16 protein-coding genes are annotated in these 16,673 nt (G+C 45.1%); 10 read left to right on the top strand and 6 right to left on the bottom strand.

What is annotated here, in order from left to right; genetic code table 11:
- The first annotated feature begins 97 nt into the window (after positions 1-97).
- Positions 98-1,639, top strand: coding sequence for an acyl-CoA synthetase (locus J7E78_RS04525; RefSeq protein ID WP_397330470.1), 1,542 nt, complete (start codon positions 98-100; stop codon positions 1,637-1,639).
- Between the two features lie 115 nt (positions 1,640-1,754).
- The gene (locus J7E78_RS04520; protein WP_215075138.1) at positions 1,755-2,999 is read left to right on the top strand and encodes an aminopeptidase; all 1,245 of its coding nucleotides are present in this window, start codon (positions 1,755-1,757) and stop codon (positions 2,997-2,999) included.
- Between the two features lie 88 nt (positions 3,000-3,087).
- Here J7E78_RS04520 and J7E78_RS04515 read toward each other — a convergent pair whose 3' ends face one another.
- Positions 3,088-3,546: an AraC family transcriptional regulator gene (locus J7E78_RS04515; RefSeq protein WP_215075137.1), complete on the bottom strand. Its 459-nt coding sequence runs from the start codon at positions 3,544-3,546 to the stop codon at positions 3,088-3,090.
- 227 nt (positions 3,547-3,773) lie between these two features.
- On the opposite strand from J7E78_RS04515, the gene J7E78_RS04510 reads away from it, so the two are divergent.
- On the top strand, positions 3,774-5,351 hold the full coding sequence (locus J7E78_RS04510) for a spore germination protein (RefSeq protein ID WP_215075136.1): 1,578 nt from the start codon (positions 3,774-3,776) through the stop codon (positions 5,349-5,351).
- On the top strand, positions 5,348-6,544 hold the full coding sequence (locus J7E78_RS04505) for a Ger(x)C family spore germination protein (RefSeq protein WP_215075135.1): 1,197 nt from the start codon (positions 5,348-5,350) through the stop codon (positions 6,542-6,544). The genes J7E78_RS04510 and J7E78_RS04505 overlap by 4 nt, the downstream gene beginning before the upstream one ends.
- Here J7E78_RS04505 and J7E78_RS04500 read toward each other — a convergent pair whose 3' ends face one another.
- The 4 genes from J7E78_RS04500 to J7E78_RS04485 form a co-directional block, all read right to left on the bottom strand.
- A complete protein-coding gene (locus J7E78_RS04500; protein WP_215075134.1) occupies positions 6,545-7,660 on the bottom strand; it encodes a GerAB/ArcD/ProY family transporter in 1,116 nt (371 codons plus the stop codon).
- Between the two features lie 387 nt (positions 7,661-8,047).
- Entirely contained in the window at positions 8,048-8,677 is a 630-nt protein-coding gene (locus J7E78_RS04495) for a nitroreductase family protein (RefSeq protein WP_215075133.1), read from the bottom strand.
- Positions 8,678-9,181: 504 nt separating this feature from the next.
- Entirely contained in the window at positions 9,182-9,955 is a 774-nt protein-coding gene (locus J7E78_RS04490; RefSeq protein WP_215075132.1) for a M15 family metallopeptidase, read from the bottom strand.
- 446 nt (positions 9,956-10,401) lie between these two features.
- Complete coding sequence (locus J7E78_RS04485; RefSeq protein WP_215075131.1) at positions 10,402-10,764, bottom strand: iron-sulfur cluster biosynthesis family protein; 363 nt, start codon at positions 10,762-10,764, stop codon at positions 10,402-10,404.
- 167 nt (positions 10,765-10,931) lie between these two features.
- Between J7E78_RS04485 and J7E78_RS04480 the strand changes: the two genes are divergently transcribed.
- The 6 genes from J7E78_RS04480 (at position 10,932) to J7E78_RS04455 (ending at position 15,956) form a co-directional block, all read left to right on the top strand.
- On the top strand, positions 10,932-11,579 hold the full coding sequence (locus J7E78_RS04480) for a TetR/AcrR family transcriptional regulator (protein WP_251034815.1): 648 nt from the start codon (positions 10,932-10,934) through the stop codon (positions 11,577-11,579).
- Complete coding sequence (locus J7E78_RS04475; RefSeq protein ID WP_251034814.1) at positions 11,539-12,147, top strand: NmrA family NAD(P)-binding protein; 609 nt, start codon at positions 11,539-11,541, stop codon at positions 12,145-12,147. Before J7E78_RS04480 ends, J7E78_RS04475 begins: the two co-directional genes overlap by 41 nt.
- 247 nt (positions 12,148-12,394) lie before the next feature.
- Positions 12,395-13,369 carry an ABC transporter ATP-binding protein gene (locus J7E78_RS04470; RefSeq protein ID WP_215075129.1) on the top strand — a complete coding sequence of 325 codons (975 nt, stop codon included), beginning with the start codon at positions 12,395-12,397 and terminating at the stop codon, positions 13,367-13,369.
- Positions 13,362-14,876, top strand: coding sequence for an osmoprotectant update ABC transporter permease/substrate-binding subunit OpuFB (gene opuFB, locus J7E78_RS04465; protein ID WP_215075128.1), 1,515 nt, complete (start codon positions 13,362-13,364; stop codon positions 14,874-14,876). Before J7E78_RS04470 ends, opuFB begins: the two co-directional genes overlap by 8 nt.
- Positions 14,877-14,971: 95 nt before the next feature.
- Positions 14,972-15,304 (top strand): hypothetical protein, encoded by a 333-nt coding sequence (locus J7E78_RS04460; protein WP_397330457.1) that lies wholly within the window; start codon positions 14,972-14,974, stop codon positions 15,302-15,304.
- 31 nt (positions 15,305-15,335) lie between these two features.
- Positions 15,336-15,956, top strand: a complete 621-nt coding sequence (locus J7E78_RS04455) for a DUF1349 domain-containing protein (protein ID WP_251034812.1) — start codon at positions 15,336-15,338, stop codon at positions 15,954-15,956.
- Positions 15,957-16,183: 227 nt separating this feature from the next.
- Here the strand turns inward: J7E78_RS04455 and J7E78_RS04450 are convergent, their stop codons facing one another.
- The gene (locus J7E78_RS04450) at positions 16,184-16,657 is read right to left on the bottom strand and encodes an SET domain-containing protein (protein WP_215075127.1); all 474 of its coding nucleotides are present in this window, start codon (positions 16,655-16,657) and stop codon (positions 16,184-16,186) included.
- Positions 16,658-16,673: the final 16 nt, after the last annotated feature.

The raw sequence follows: 16,673 nt of genomic DNA, 5'->3' as shown, positions 1-16,673 counted from the left end.
TAATAAATAGAAGCTTTACAATTGAACTACGAAGGAGAGGCTCCATTTGAACTTTGAACAGTGGATTTCGCCTGAAAGCTATAACCTGACATCCGAGATGGAGAATCATCCATCAGACCGGATTGCACTTAGATGGCTCAGCGATCAACGAGAATTGGAAGAGATCACGTATGGTGATTTGTTCAAGCAGGCGAATCGTCTTGCTGGAGGATTGCGTGAACTTGGACTAGAGAAGGGTGATCGGGTGTTGGTCATGGTACCACGCCGCATTATTGCCTATGTTATTTACATTGCTTGTCTGAAACTGGGGATTGCCGTTATTCCTTCCTCCGAGATGTTACGGGCAAAAGATCTGGAATATCGTCTGCGTCACTCTGAGGCGCGAGCTGTTATTGTATGGTCCGAGACAACCTCGGAAGTGGAAAAGATGGACGCGGATCTGCCGTCACTGGCACATCGCATCGTGGCATCACCGAATGGTGAAGTCGGCGTATCTGCTGAAGGCTGGGTCAATGTGCATCAGTTAATGCAGAATCAACCCGACGAGATGGCTGCGGTGGAAACTCATCGTGATGATACGGCTATCCTTGCTTATACTTCGGGCACAACAGGTAATCCCAAAGGAGTTGTACACAGCCACGGTTGGGGATATGCCCACCTGCGGATCGCTTCTTCATTATGGCTGGATATTCAACCTTCGGATACGGTATGGGCAACGGCTGCACCTGGCTGGCAAAAATGGATCTGGAGCCCGTTCCTGTCGGTACTCGGAAGAGGCGCGACCGGACTGGTCTACAATGGATCATTCCAGCCCAAGCGTTATCTTGAACTGATGCAGGAACATCAGATTAATGTCCTTTGCTGTACACCAACGGAATATCGGTTGATGGCCAAAGCCGATGATCTTGGACATTATGACCTGTCTCATTTGCGCAGTGCTGTTTCAGCGGGTGAACCGCTCAATCAGGAAGTCATTGAAATCTTCCAGCGTCACTTTGACCTGACTATTCGAGACGGATACGGACAGACCGAGAGCACGTTGTTAATCGGCAGTCTCAAAGATGCGCCTGTACGCATTGGCTCGATGGGTCAGTCGATTACACCGGGATTGATTGAAATTATTGACGAAGAGGGACAACCTGTTCCTGCGGGTGAAGTAGGAGATATCGCGGTACACAAAGAAATGCCAGCTTTATTCCGGTCCTATTATCAGGATGAGGGACGGAAGGAAGCGAATCAGCGTGGCGATTATTTTGTAACAGGAGACCGTGCACGCAAAGACGAAGAAGGTTACTTCTGGTTTGAAGGGCGCAGTGATGACATCATCATCAGTTCGGGCTACACGATTGGACCATTTGAAGTGGAAGAAGCACTTATGAAACACGCCAGTGTGAAGGAATGCGCGGTAGTTGCAAGTCCAGATGAGATCCGTGGCAATGTGGTGAAAGCATTTGTTGTACTGCGAGATGATTCACTGGCTTCACCAGAACTGATGCGTGAATTGCAGCACCATGTCAAGGAAATCACAGCACCTTATAAATATCCACGTAAGATCGAATTTGTTACGGATCTGCCAAAGACCAACTCGGGTAAAATCCGCCGGATCGAACTGCGCGAACAAGAAAAACGAAATGGTTAGATCATTTTGTATAAATGAAATTATGGAAATTAAGCTTGCGTAGTGAAAGAGAAGGAATCGATTCTGCAGAAGCGATAGCGTTCATACAATATATGAAACAGGAGTGAACACAACTATGAGTCAATTTGAACAAACCTTTGAAAAGTCATTGGAACAATACGCAGAACTAGTTGTTAAAGTTGGCGTGAATATTCAAAAAGGACAGGATCTGCTCGTAACGGCTCCTATCGAAACGCTAGAATTCACACGTCTGATTGTGCAAAAAGCCTATGCGGCTGGTGCAAACTATGTACAGGTGGACTTTGATGACGACAACATTACCCGCAGTCGTTTTGAACATGGCTCCAATGACAGCTTCGATTATTATCCAGCGTGGAAAGCGGATATGATGGAGAAATTTGCAGAAGCAGGCGGCGCCACCCTGACGATCAAAGTTCCAGATCCTGAACTGTATAACGGAATTGACTCCGACAGCGTTTCCCGTGCTACTAAGGCAGCTGCACACGCACGTCGCGGATATGCCAAGTACACACGTAATCATGAGATTAGCTGGTGTCTGATCAAGGCCCCAACCAGGGCTTGGGCGAACAAAGTATTTGCCGACATCCCGGAAGAAGACCGAATCAACGTGATGTGGGAAACGATCTTCAAAATGAACCGTGTAGATGGCGGAGACGCTGTACAAAATTGGAGAGAACATCTGGATACCTTGAATAACATGAGTGATGTCCTGAACAAAAAGAACTATAAGAGTCTGCATTACCGTGCGCCAGGTACAGACCTGAAAATTGAACTGGTCCACAACCATATCTGGGGTGGCGGTGGTGGCGAAAATAAACAAGGGGTATACACGGTCGCCAATATGCCGACTGAAGAAGTATTCACCATGCCTAAGCGTAGCGGCGTGAATGGTTATGTCAGCAGCACCATGCCTTTGAACTTGAACGGGCAACTGGTAGATCAGATGAGAATCACATTCAAGGACGGACAGGTTGTTGCATTCACGGCAGCATCCGGTGAAGAGCATCTGAAGAACCTGTTTGCCACTGATGGAGGAGCACGTTATCTGGGTGAGGTTGCACTCGTACCGCATGACTCCCCAATCTCCAACCTGAATCGTATTTTCTACAATACGGGTATTGATGAAAATGCATCCTGCCATTTGGCTGTGGGAAGTGCTTATCCATTCAACATGAAAGATGGCACAACGATGTCCAATGAAGAACTGCTGAAGCATGAGTGCAATGTGAGTTTAACACACGTCGATTTCATGATCGGTTCGGCAGAACTGGATATCGATGGTGAGTTACAAGACGGTACAATCGAGCCGGTATTCCGCAAAGGCAACTGGGCATTTTAATTTCTAATCTAGTTAGTAGCAGTAATGGTGCTGAACGAGAAAGTGACTTCAAACTGAAGTCACTTTTTTCGTTTCCTCGTAATGCTGATTATACAGGTTTCACAGGCACACATATTTCGCACCAATGCTGATTGAGCAGTTCCCAACGATATCGTTCTATAACCGGCTTGTTGTCCATCACATAACCACTTGTTTGCAAATGTGGGATGATCACATTCCATGCCTGCTGAATAACTTCTGCCGTATGCCTCACCTTACAGATGAGATAATCTCCGCCTGATAACTCGCCAATCTCAACAAACTTATCTTCCAGACGTTCAGATCCAGTGATAACAATACAGGCATCATATCTACATGTCTCGGGCGGTGTGCTTGCCGGGTCATCTTGGGGGATACCCAGTAATGTTGCTGATTCGTGAAGCAATTGGTTTTTGTCTGCCCATTGTTTCAGCGTACTCATCGCTTGGGCATTGGCTGGACCGTAAGGACCGATTTGTCGAACATAAGCGAGCGGGTATGACGGGAGGTTTTCGATATACATTTCCATGAAAATCTTCCTCTCTTTGAGATTTCACTTACATGTTGGATGCTAACATGATATAAAAAATTTGCATAACTTTTTTAGAAGGATGTAGAACAATTGGCTTAGACTGATGAGGGACTCCAGGGATTGCCGAATAGACTTAAGGGTTGTCGGGAACAATTTCAAAGAATGACAAGGCTTGACATTCATGCCAGGCCTACCTCCAAAATCAGAATGGTGAGGTTTCATTAATGAAAAAGAACGCTGAACAAGTACAACAGGAACAATTCAAACGCTCAGAGTTCCTCCTGAACCAGAAGCCAGATGTCTCTTTATCAACTCAGTTGAACGTGAATGAACAGATGCTTAGAGAACGTTTTGATCAGTGTTCCGATGTGGTGTTCCGGCCAGTGACGCTCGGCAAAGGGAATAACGTATTGTTGCTTTTTATGGATGGTTTAGTAGACAAAAATATTATAGACTTAGCCATTCTCAAGCCTCTCTTAGAAGCACAGAATGAGGAGGATCAGGAAGAAAAGCATGCCAGTCAACTAATCCAGAGCGAACGTCTGGCCTTGGTTCATACCCATATGGTATCCACGCTCTCTGAGGTAATTCAGGGCGTGCTTAACTCATCTGTTGTGGTTTTCACGGATGGACATGATACTGCCATGGTAGCCAGTATGGATGGTGCTAAAACACGTGGAGTTGAAGAGCCTGCATCCGAAGCGGTCATCAGGGGACCAAGGGAAGGTTTCAACGAATCACTACGCGTGAATACAAGTATGATTCGACGGAAAATCAAGTCGGATGCATTGAAGACAGAGTCGATGACCATTGGAGATGTGACCCATACCGAAGTGGTCATTTGTTATATTCAGGGGATTGTGAAGGAATCGATTCTTGATGAGGTCAGAAGTCGCTTAAAGAGGATCAGAACGGACAGTATTCTCGAATCGGGCTACATTGAGGAATTTATAGAGGACGCTCCGTATTCTCTGTTTCCAACCATACAGAATACGGAGCGTCCGGATACGGTAGCAGCAAGCTTGCTGGAAGGAAAAGTAGCCATCATTACGGACGGAACGCCGTTTGTACTGATTGTGCCTTTTACATTCTGGTCTGGAATTCAGTCAGCCGAAGATTATTATAACCCAAGTCTGTATTCTAGCGCTGTTCGTTTCGTTCGAATTCTTTTCATTTTTATCTCGCTGTTCCTTCCCTCCTTGTTTGTTGGCATCGTCAACTTTCATTCCCAGATGATCCCGACCAGTCTGGTTCTTAATTTTGCGGCTGCCCGGGAAAATAGCCCGTTTCCAACCGTGATTGAGACGATGTTGATGGAGGTAACATTTGAGGGGTTACGGGAAGCAGGCATCCGGCTTCCAAAACAGATTGGATCGGCTGTCAGCATTGTGGGCGCATTGGTTATTGGGCAGGCTGCAGTACAGGCGGGTATCGTGTCTGCTCCGATCGTAATCATTGTTGCAGGTACAGGCATTGCGTCATTTACCATTGCACGGTTGAATCTGAGTCATCCACTGCGTATGTTACGGTTCGTATTGCTTATTTTTGCCGGAACACTTGGCTTGTATGGCATTGCCCTTGTCACTATGGCTCTGCTACTCCATATCACGGCCCTGCGCTCGTTTGGCGTGCCTTATTTCAGTCCGCTTGCTCCACTTAATATACCGGAGCTGAAAGATGCGATATGGCGTTCTCCTCAATGGAAGATGTATCAGCGTCCGTTAGATACGACTTCTGGCCATATTCGCAGACCTAAAGGACAAAAGCCAGCTCCAGCAGAAGAAGGGGATGAGCTAGTGTGAAAACCATAAAAAGAGCAATACTCGTGACATGGTGTGCTGTTCTTATGCTCTTATCCGGTTGCTGGGATAATAGCGAATTAAATGATCAGGCGATACAACTGTCTGTAGGCGTAGATTGGACCGACCATAATACTTATTTGCTCAGCAACCAGTTCGCTCTGAATGCAGAATCTGCTGATGGGCAGTCGCAACCTCAGGAGGGTTTTTATACCGAAAAAGCAGAAGGAGCAACACCGATGCAAGCATTGTCTGTAATGCAATCCAAAGTTACCCGTTCCATCAATAGAGGTCAGCGGCGGAGTCTTGTCATTGGAGAAAAAATGGCAAAAAAAGGTTTCGGACATATCATCGATTTCTTGTTGCGAAATGCGGAGTCACCTTTGCGGATGGACCTCATTGTTGTGAAGAACGGGAAAGCATCGGATATGTTGAAAAGCAAAACGCCATTTGGAGCGCAGTCGCTACGGGAATATTACAAGCTGCATCAAACGAATTACGGACCGGTGAATACGACCTTCATAAGTTTGGTTCGAAATATGAATGAAGGAAGGAATGTGGCTTTCTTAATGCCGGCAGTTGAAAAAATAAAAGATGTGTCCAAAAAAGAGGAGGGTAAAGAGGCTGCTTTCCTTTTTTCAGGGGCTGCTGTACTTGACAATGATACGAAGTTGATTGGATTTCTGAATATTGAAGAAACAAATAACAATTTATGGATCATTAATTGGCGCCACCGACATGTTATTACGGTCAAGGCTCCTGATGGTACAGGTACGGTTAGTGCAGAACTGAATGGCATGAAGAGCGTATGGAAGTTAAATCATACCACGCGGGGGAACCCAAACATTCTGCTAAGTCTGAGTGCAAAGTGTGATATTGTTGAGAATACTTCGACTGTGGATTTACTTAATGCCAAATCGCTTGATCAGATCCAGGGCGAAATGCAAAAAGAGGTCGAACGGCAAATGAAACACCTGATATTCAAGTATCAGGATGAATTCAAAAAGGATGCATTGGGCGTTGGCAATTATCTTTATCGCAATCATCCAAAGCTCTGGAGAACGTTCATGGATCGTTGGGAAGAGGTTTTTCAGGAGGTGGATATTTCCTTGCAAATCAAGCTGAAAGTGACCCGTTTCGGACTAACAGGCTCTGGCGGATATCTCAAGCCAGAGGATGTCAGCGATCCACATTAATCAGCCTGATGTTTGCTTTTTCTGCCGACGTTGTATCCAGAACCGTATAGAGGACACGATGAACAATAGGACGGGAAAGATAATAAACAGGGGTACCCAAACATAGGGCGTAATCTGTTTGATGGCAAGCACATATATATGTTCCGCAATGTTATCGGATAAGACCATTCCGAGAGTCAGAACACATAAGGTTGAGATCCAAACCAAGTGTCGCTTGCCTAAAAATGGAATCAAAATCTGAAGTGCAGCCAAACCGGTGTACATTTTTAGAAACAGTTTGAAAAAGGCAGTGATGAAAAAATACATAACGGCAAACGGGTTTAGGTTGGTGATAAATCCGTTTATATTAACCATTCCGGTTAAGGTGTAGAACGGATATAAACTTCGTTCAAATAAGACACCTCCAAAGATCGTTATGGAAAGAAGATCAAACGTAAGGAAGCTTAATGAAGCGAGTAGTGTGGCAATGAGCGTAGGCTTCCAGATTTTTTCCGGCCGAGCTACTTGTGTCCAGATCATTGCCATAGCGATGGTTTCCCCATAGGTTTGGGAGATTCCCTCGGGAAACGCTGCTTTAAGAACGGGATGCCATCCATCCCACAGGATCGGCTTCAGCAAAGAGGGGAGGATAATCTTAGACAACAAGAGAAAGGTAATCTCAATAATGAACAGAATCAGAATGAATGGAACCATGATCTCTCCAACTCTTGTAACATTATGCAGTCCAAGGTAGAGTGCGTACATGACGATCAGCATGAATAATATTATGATAACAATTGGCGGAGTTTGCGGAAGAATTGTTGTTGGAATTAAGTCCCTGAGATCCGTGATAATACGTGCTGCATCAAATAAAAAAATAAGCGGATAAAGAAAAGCGATAGGCAGGCCAATCCATTTGCCAAATTGCCGAGGATACCATTCAACCAGGCTCAGACCCGGGTTCATTTTCATAATACCCATATACATAGAGATCAAAGCCATACCGGATAATGTGGAGATTAGAGTGACAATCCACGCATCCCGGCCTGTAGCTGCAGCAAAACCAAAAATAACGGTTGTACCCAGTTGAAATAAAAACGTAAGGCAAAATAATTGGTAACTGGTTAATTTGATCATAATTAGGGTCTCCTGTCTCCGCTTGATTACGACATAATTGATAACATTATGCACAAGAGAGGAACAGGGTAAACCATATGAAATTGTTTCTGTAACTTGCGTGGAGCAGACAGAGATAATCGATATATTGATCTCGGATACCAACCTTGAAATGACGGAGAAGTTTATATATGACAGATTAATGGATAGGATGAGTAGTTATTTAAAAGGGGGAAATCCGGGGGATAACGGCGAAGCGTATGCTTTCGTTGCAGCTTTCTTTCAGAAAACTTTTTAGCTCCGCTTCTTCAGGTTATTTTCTGCCCTCTCCGTTCTTGCGTAAAGGTCTGATGAAACCCAATAAAGCCACAAGAGCGTGGCTTTATTGGGTTGTCACTATATATGTTATTAAGCGTGCATTTTGTTAAAGCTAACATATTCGTTAATCGGTTTACGGTAACCGCGTGGGCGTTGTTTGGCTTCCGATTTTTTGCCGATCGTGATCATCATAACCGGTACATAATGGTCTGGAATATCCAAACTCCGCTGCAGTTCTTCCGAGTCAAAGCCAATCATTGGACAAGTGTCCCAACCGCGATCCTGAGCGATCAGCATCAATTGCATGGCAGACAGGCTGGCATTGCGAATCGCATCCTCACGTTGGAAGAATCTGCCGCGAGACTCGTAAAATTCAGTGACACTTTGGGATTCCTGCTCGTATTGGAACGGAGTGAGTGCGCCCAGGTTCAGCAAGCCTTCGTTAATGGTGCGGATATGATGATGCGCATTGACATCGCCCAAAACCACGATGACCGCAGAAGCTGTTTTTACCTTATATTGCTGGGAGGCTTCATAGACTTTCTCTTTCTGTTCCTCGTCTTTAATCACAAGATAGTGCGTGTGTTGCAAGTTGAAGGCAGAAGGTGCAAATTTGTTCAGGGCAAACATCTCTTGCAGTTCCGACTCCGAAATTTCAATTCCTTCTTCAAAAATAACGGCCGATCTACGGTTTTTGACTAGATTCTCCAACTCACTCATGGTAGTTTCCCTCGCTTATGTATAATTTATAAACTGACTATAACACACTTAGTTACTTTATGTAAGTATTATTTTTGAATAAGACAAGGTTTGCCTGCCATACGCTAGAATAAAACACTAGAGGTGATTCATGAAAGCTCTCATCACAAGATTTAAGGGAGGACATGACCCGCATGAATTTCGGGTATATGTGATCCAATCTTCGACGTTAAAACGTTTTGTAGTAATGGAGATTATTCTAGGCCCTATTGTTTACAATGTCGCACTTTATTTGTGCCATAATGCACTACTTGCTGGCGTAAGCACTTGGGCTGGAACAGAAGGTCTGAAAAGACTGCCACTGGTCTTTAGAAGAATCGCTGGGACATGATGAGGAGTGTAAATGAAAGATTGAAGCAGAAGAGGGCCAGTTGCGGCCCCATCTTCTCCTTCAGCCATGTTATCTATAGTCACGCATCTTTTATCTGATCAAATAACTGTCTAAGCTTTGGGTTCAAACCTGCCTTATTTGGCACGTTCCAAATATTGCTCCAGCGTAAGCTTCTGGTTGGTAATCTCACCAGCAATATACACTCCTACATACCGTACATGCCATGGCTCATAAGAGTAACCAGTCAATTTCTCCTGATCTTTGCCATAACGGATGATGAATCCGTACTTGTGGGCATTGGCTTTCAGCCACTTGCCTTCTTTGGTGTTGCCAAAGCTTTGCTGAAGATCATAACCGGCCGAAGCGCTTGATATATCCATTGCTAGACCCGTTTGATGTTCGCTTTGTCCTGGCCGAGCACTTGTTTTATTGGCAACAGCTTCACCTTTGATGCTGGCATTACGGTCAAAGATCGATTTTTGAGTCGCATAGGAGCGATAGCCAGACACTGCTTTGATATCAATGCCGTCTTTTTTGGCAGCCGCAAATAATTTTTCAATCGCGGTTGCAGCCACTTTACGCATTTGTTTCTTCGGACTGGCACCTGAGAAGCTAAAAGGAATATTAGGTACAACCAAATCTTGAGGTTCATAAGTCGAAGGCAGATTTCTCTTTTTATTGACAAGCACAACTGTACTGGACACATTGGTCACAGTTGCCACATTTTTAATCGTTTTGATCGTACGACCAGGTGCATTATCATGCAGAAATTGAGTGAAGCTGGAACTTGCAGCAGAGGCGACAGGATTCAGGCTTGAGCTGACGGGAAACGTAGTGAAAGCAGAACCTGCTACAACAGAGCCTATGAGAATTGTAGATATGATGGATTTACGAGTAAAAGATTTCATGATGTGTGTTCCTCCTCGGAATATATGAATCTATATACCGAGTATACTAGAGGATTACATCCATAGCTTCTCCAATTGTTTCCGAGTTGTAAACAAAGTTTGCTATATAAGTGGAACTAAAGAATATTTACACTGGACACAACGATGACAGAACAACCTTCCGATCGCTGTTATCCCCTGATTTTTTTGATTCAATTTTATAATGATGAAAATCTTGTGATAGCGTATGCTTCCGATGCAGCTTTCTTTCCGAAAGCTTTTAGGCGAACACTTCGCTTCTTCAGGTTCTTTCTGTCCTCTCCGTTTCGTGTAAATGTTATGTTTAATTTATATAGAGTCTTCTTTTTGCAACTTTCGTAGAGGCAGTATACATGAAAAAGCCGTTGCATTAGATGCAACGGCTTTTGTTGTGAAGAGCGTGTTGTTAATTCATGCTGGAAACTGTGTTACAACATGCAGGCGTCAGATCCACCGGAGCTTCCCGCTGTTACTGCCCGGGTGTCACGAACGCGAACATTACCGCTGAGCACACCGGAATCACTGCTTAATTTGAAAGAAGGATAATTTTCTTCTGTATCCAGTTTCATGTGTTGTTCTAGGTTCAGCTGCTGTTTTGGATCAACATAGAATGGTACCAGATTGGTTTCAATCTGTGCGTCGAGAGCCGCGAGTTCATCAACAATGATAATCGCGATAACTCCGTTACATCCGCAACCTTCCAAGTCATAGATCACTTTGAAATATCCGGGTTGGTCATTCAGGCTTTCCGTCAATCGTTTTGCAGCCAAATCAGTAATTTGAATATACATATAGGTGCACTCCTTTATATGTGGTCATGGTTGTAAGTGGTAAAAGAATTCATGTAGCTTCTATTCACATTATACCACTTTGGCAAAAATCAAAGCATTTATTTTCCAGACTGATCAGTCTGGAAAGAGTATTCTTTATTTAATGAATAGGGAGGTGAGGTCTGAAATTGGGAAGAGCCAAGGAGTTTGACACGGAAACCGTTCTAAGAAAAGCAACGTCTGTATTTGGAGCGTACGGTTATGAAGGTACATCTTTGAGCTTACTGCTGAGCGAACTTGGCATTGCTCGGCAAAGCCTGTATGACACCTACGGAACTAAACATGATTTATTTGTCTCTGCTCTTAAATTCTATATTCAGCATAAGACAGAGGCGGGGATCAGACTATTAAACGAATGCACAAGTGTGAGGCAAGGCTTGACAGACTTGTTCAACGAAGCGGTTAACGTGTTGACAGACGACGAACGTCGTAATGAATGTTTCATCATTAATAGTGTGGTTGAACAGGCACCACAAAATCACGAAATTGCAGCTTTTATTCAAACCACTAACCAACAAATGGAAGATGTTTTTCATACTGCGCTGTTACGAGGCCAGAGGAGTGGCGAATTGAGGCACGCAGAGGAAGAATTGCCCGGGCTTGCCCGTTTTCTGAATTATTCCCGACTCTCATTGACCTTTACGGCGAAGAGCGGTGCAAGTGCAGAAGCGCTGCGAGATTTTGTACAGATGACCCTAAGTCGTGCCAGTCATGGACATGACCCCAGAAGACGTCATGATTCCGTTCATCAAGGAAGCATTGTGGAACGGCGTTAAGCGATTTGTCTTGCTTGGCAGTGCTTCAATTGATCAAGATGGTCCTATATTTGGCAAAGTACATCAATATTTAAAAGCCCATGCTCCTGAGTGGACTGTATTGCAGCCTTCCTATTTTATGGAGAACTTTACGGAGGGACCGCATCGGGAGACGACGAAACATCTCGGGAAAATATACAGTGCTACGGGTGACGGGAAAATTGGATTTGTTAGTGCAGATGATATCGCGGCGATGGCCTTCCATGCTCTGACAGATGTTGTTCCTCATAATACGGAGCATATCATTACAGGGCCGGAGAGGTTGTCCTATGGACAGATTGCAGACGTCTTGAGCCGTGTACTGGGTCAGTCCATCCAGCATGAATCTTTGTCCGATGATGAATTGAGGAACAGCATGATTCGCATGGGAATGTCAGAAGAATACGCTGCTGCCCTCGCAGGACTGGATGTGCCTATCCGGGAGGAGGGGAGAGAAGATCAAACTACTGATACGGTGACAAAAATAACGGGGAATAACCCGATTTCATTCGAGAAATTTATTCAGAATCATATGGAAGTAGGGAAATAATAAAAGAAATATTTTCATATTCAATGAGAAGACGGTGCCTAGTGCCCGTCTTTCTGCATGTCTACCAGCATGTTGACATCGTTGATTCGGATATGGATTTCTCCTTAACCAGGGACACTAAGGAAAGCAGTGATTATACGAACACACTTTTGGGGAAATAGATGAGGATGAATGTTAGGGCGTGTCTGAAAACTCCGAAGGAAGCAGATTTTCAGACACGCCCTAGATAAAGGGGCGAAGAGAGCGAATGATTCAGTTCGAAAATATATCGAAACAATATCCTGATGGAACAACGGCTTTGCGTCAGGTTAACCTCAACATTAACAAGGGAGAATTGTTTGTCATGATTGGTCCAAGTGGATGTGGCAAAACCACCATGCTCAAAATGATCAATCGCCTGATTGAGCGAACAGATGGAACAGTGCGTATTAATGAACGCCCAATTGATGAATACAACATTCACGAATTGCGCTGGAATATCGGATATGTGCTGCAACAGATTGCACTATTCCCGCATATGACGATAGCCGAAAATATTGCGGTTGTTCCTGAACTGCGAAAATGGAAGTCAGATCAAATCAAGAAGCGTGTACATACGTTACTGGACATGGTGGGTTTGCACGGAGATACGTACAGTGAGCGTAAACCATCTGAGTTATCTGGAGGACAACAGCAGAGAATTGGTGTGTTGCGTGCACTCGCTGCTGATCCCGAGATTGTATTGATGGATGAACCGTTCAGTGCTCTCGATCCGATGAGCCGCGAGAAATTACAGGACGATATTCTGGATATCCAGCGTCAGATGAAAAAAACGATTGTGTTTGTCACCCATGATATTCAGGAAGCAATGAAGCTGGGGGATCGCATCTGCATTATGAAGGATGGAGAAGTACTGCAGGTAGGCACCCCGGAAGAACTGATCCGACAGCCGGCTAATGACTTCGTACGTGAATTTGTTGGAAGTCCTAACGTCGATACGAGTTCACAATCTGATTTTGATCTCGAATCCATCATGTCACCACTCTCACCGGGTCATGTGCCAAAATCAGCTAAAACTGCCGTTCCTGCATCTATTACGTTAACGGAATTAGTTGATATCATGTCTTCCCATGACCATCTGCTGGTTGAACGTAACCGCCAGATTATTGGCGAGATCAGTCGAGTTGATCTGATGAAATATTGGTCTGGTCAGTTACAGGAGCGAGGTGAAGGACATGAGTAGATTCACGGAGGTGTTCAGTGAGCGCAAAGGTCAGTTGTTGTCAGCTCTACTGGAACATATTCAGATCTCATTTATCGCATTGTTCTTTGCTGTCCTCATCGCTATTCCGCTAGGTATTTACTTGACACGCAAGCCAAAAGTCGCTGAACCGATTATTGGGGTTTCGGCTGTGTTGCAGACGATACCTTCCTTGGCGCTTCTCGGATTGCTCATCCCGTTATTTGGCATAGGCACACTTCCTGCAATTATTGCATTGGTGGTGTATGCGCTGCTGCCCGTCCTCCACAACACGTACACAGGCATATCCGAAGTTGACCCTTCCATGGTCGAAGCGGCAAATGCGATGGGCATGAATAGTTGGCAACGTCTAATCAAAGTGGAACTGCCACTGGCGATGCCTGTCATTATGGCCGGAATTCGGACCGCGATGGTCCTGATTGTAGGAACGGCGACACTTGCTGCCTTGATCGGCGCAGGAGGTTTGGGTGCATTAATCTTGCTGGGCATTGATCGGAACGATACGGCGCTGATTATCCTTGGAGCCATTCCGGCCGCCTTGCTGGCAATTTTGTTTGATGTACTATTGCGTCAATTCCAGCGGTTATCCTTCAAGAAAACATTGGTTACCCTGGGTTCGTTGGCTCTGATCGCGATACTTGTGATTACCATTCCCTTCTTGGCACGTGGAGGGCAGAAGGATCTCGTGATTTCCGGAAAACTGGGGGCGGAACCGGAGATTCTGATTAACCTGTATAAATTGCTGATCGAAAAAGATACAGACCTGACCGTTGAACTAAAACCCGGATTAGGCAAAACGCCATTCCTTTTCAATGCACTCAACTCAGGTGATATTGACATCTATCCTGAATTCACCGGGACAGCGATCTCCGAATTCATGAAGGAAACAGCAGTGAGTACGGATCGAACAGAGGTCTACGAACAAGCCAGAGACGGAATGTTAAGCCAGTTCAACATGGTGCTGCTGAACCCTATGGATTATAACAATACGTATACTCTGGCCGTTCCACAAAGCATCGCAGATCAATACAATCTCAAGACCATTTCGGATCTCAAACCGGTGGAACAGCAAATAAAGGCAGGATTCACGCTGGAATTCTCGGATCGGGAAGACGGATACCTTGGCATACAGAAGAAATATGGTGTTGAATTCCCGAACGTGGCGACAATGGAACCCAAGCTTCGCTATGGTGCTCTTCAGCGGGGCGATATCAACCTCGTAGATGCCTACTCCACAGACAGTGAGTTGAGACAGTATGAACTCGTTGTGCTGGAGGATGATCGGGAATTGTTCCCGCCGTATCAAGGCGCGCCGATGCTTCGTAGAGAGACGGCAGATCAATATCCACAACTGGTTGAGGTGCTGAATCAGCTTGCTGGCAAAATTACGGATGACGAGATGCGTCAGATGAACTATGACGTGAACGTAGATGGAGCCAATCCTGAGCAGGTTGCAGGAGAGTACCTTAAACAGGCTGGTTTGCTGTAACTTCAGGCATCCTTGCACAATTCCAGTCCATCCACATTGGGAATGCGCCCTGCTCCATGCACGACAAGTCCGCACTGCCACTGGTGATCTGAGTGATGCCTTCCATTGTGTTTACTGTCCCTGCCCTTGGAGCTGTAGGTATGAGCACGGAACAAGCCAAAAAAGAGGGCTACGAGGTGCAGGTAAATGATATGTCGAAATGGTATACTTACAAGCGAACTCATGAAAAATTTGCCATGGCCAAAGTGGTGATCGACAAATCAACCGGGCGTATTCTGGGCGCGCATGTGCTCGGAAGCAAAACAGAAGAATTGATCAACCTTTTTGCAATGGCGATTCAGTTCAATCTGACTATCGATCAGTTAGACACCATGAATTTTGCATATCCTACGGCTGCATCGGACCTGGGTTCTTTAATTTGGAAGTGATGATGAACTCCCCTTTGGGACGGAAGGAAGGATGAAAACAGTAATGTCATCGGATTTTATTGGGCTTCATAAAGGCAAGTGGACTAAGGAACCCGTTGCTGTACGGATGGATGGGGATCGTTTCGTTGTGGAAGCTCAGGAAGGCAGTGACTTCTGGGAGAACACATTCTACGGGTTCTGTCATCGGGATGGACATGCCATGCTTGCTCCATGGGACGGGACGGAAGCGATTGAGGTATCATTTGATCTAAGCTCATTCACCGAATTATATGATCAGGCGGGACTAATGTTATGGTACGGAGAAGACCAATGGATCAAGGCCGGAGTTGAGGTTAATGATGGCGTGGCACATGTTGGAGCTGTCGTGACGGATACGTATTCGGATTGGTCACTCTCTCCTGTGCCAGAGTGGGGTGGACGAATCGTAACAATCAGAGCCTCCTACAGTAATGAGGCCGTTGTCATTCGTGCTCGCACAGATGAACATCCTTGGCGTACGATTCGGGTTGCACGTTTTGCCTATCCGACGAACAAACACGCAGGTCCATTTCTGTGTTCACCAAAGCGTGCAGGGTTCGAGGTAGCCTTTACCAAGTGGAGATCCACGACACCCGATCAAGACTTGCATACAGATCCGCCGATTACGGATTAAAACAAGTTAAGATGCACGATAAACAATGAAACATGAACAGGTGTATCTAGCTTAGAAAGCAAGACAAAACGAATAAGCAAGTCTTCCATTAACGGAGGACTTGCTTATTCTTGTGTTTAAACTTTGGACTGTGAAGAGTCTCCAGTTACTCATTTTACAATTCACCGGGGCGCACAAGTTTTTTCGCATTTACAACGACAGTCCTTGCAAACTTTTTAGTTAAACGTTTATTTACTCGTATCCATATCCAGGGACTGGGGTTCAGTCTCTTTTTCACCCTCATCATCATTGGACTTATTGAACTCCAGCATACGCTCCTCATAATCATCCAGGAACCATAACGGGTCCATACTGTCTTCCTCACCGTTGTAATTGATGACGATTTCGTCGCCAGCTTTGATGTCTGTATACGCGTAGAAGTCAAAGGTGTGGTTATCAAAATTGATATCATAGGTAGCGTTAGGTTCATAGGAATGGTTGATCAGACTGCCGTAGCCGAGCAGAATGGCGGTATGATTCGCTCCATATTCGAACACGTAATCTTCCAAAATCGTTTTTTCGACATGCTCATGATCTTCATTTGGGTAAGGCACAACGGGTGCCTGATGGATAAGCGTTCCTTTGGCAATATCAACGGTAGCAAATACCCCGCGGTTAAACTCACCACCATCACCCAACTTGGATTGTTTCACTTCAATCATATTGTTCACCTGATGC

This window comes from Paenibacillus polymyxa, assembly GCF_018614975.1.
Classification (GTDB): domain Bacteria; phylum Bacillota; class Bacilli; order Paenibacillales; family Paenibacillaceae; genus Paenibacillus; species Paenibacillus polymyxa_E.
The sequence above is the reverse complement of the archived record's forward strand: the minus strand, read 5'-3'. Positions and strand labels throughout refer to the sequence as shown.

Coding starts and splice junctions, on each gene's coding strand:
- J7E78_RS04525 (WP_397330470.1), top strand. CDS start 98: ATGGAGAATCATCCATCAGACCGGATTGCACTTAGATGGCTCAGCGAT.
- J7E78_RS04520 (WP_215075138.1), top strand. CDS start 1,755: ATGAGTCAATTTGAACAAACCTTTGAAAAGTCATTGGAACAATACGCA.
- J7E78_RS04515 (WP_215075137.1), bottom strand. CDS start 3,546: ATGGAAATGTATATCGAAAACCTCCCGTCATACCCGCTCGCTTATGTT.
- J7E78_RS04510 (WP_215075136.1), top strand. CDS start 3,774: ATGAAAAAGAACGCTGAACAAGTACAACAGGAACAATTCAAACGCTCA.
- J7E78_RS04500 (WP_215075134.1), bottom strand. CDS start 7,660: ATGATCAAATTAACCAGTTACCAATTATTTTGCCTTACGTTTTTATTT.
- J7E78_RS04495 (WP_215075133.1), bottom strand. CDS start 8,677: ATGAGTGAGTTGGAGAATCTAGTCAAAAACCGTAGATCGGCCGTTATT.
- J7E78_RS04490 (WP_215075132.1), bottom strand. CDS start 9,955: ATGAAATCTTTTACTCGTAAATCCATCATATCTACAATTCTCATAGGC.
- J7E78_RS04485 (WP_215075131.1), bottom strand. CDS start 10,764: ATGTATATTCAAATTACTGATTTGGCTGCAAAACGATTGACGGAAAGC.
- J7E78_RS04475 (WP_251034814.1), top strand. CDS start 11,539: ATGATTCCGTTCATCAAGGAAGCATTGTGGAACGGCGTTAAGCGATTT.
- J7E78_RS04470 (WP_215075129.1), top strand. CDS start 12,395: ATGATTCAGTTCGAAAATATATCGAAACAATATCCTGATGGAACAACG.
- opuFB (WP_215075128.1), top strand. CDS start 13,362: ATGAGTAGATTCACGGAGGTGTTCAGTGAGCGCAAAGGTCAGTTGTTG.
- J7E78_RS04460 (WP_397330457.1), top strand. CDS start 14,972: ATGCCTTCCATTGTGTTTACTGTCCCTGCCCTTGGAGCTGTAGGTATG.
- J7E78_RS04455 (WP_251034812.1), top strand. CDS start 15,336: ATGAAAACAGTAATGTCATCGGATTTTATTGGGCTTCATAAAGGCAAG.
- J7E78_RS04450 (WP_215075127.1), bottom strand. CDS start 16,657: ATGATTGAAGTGAAACAATCCAAGTTGGGTGATGGTGGTGAGTTTAAC.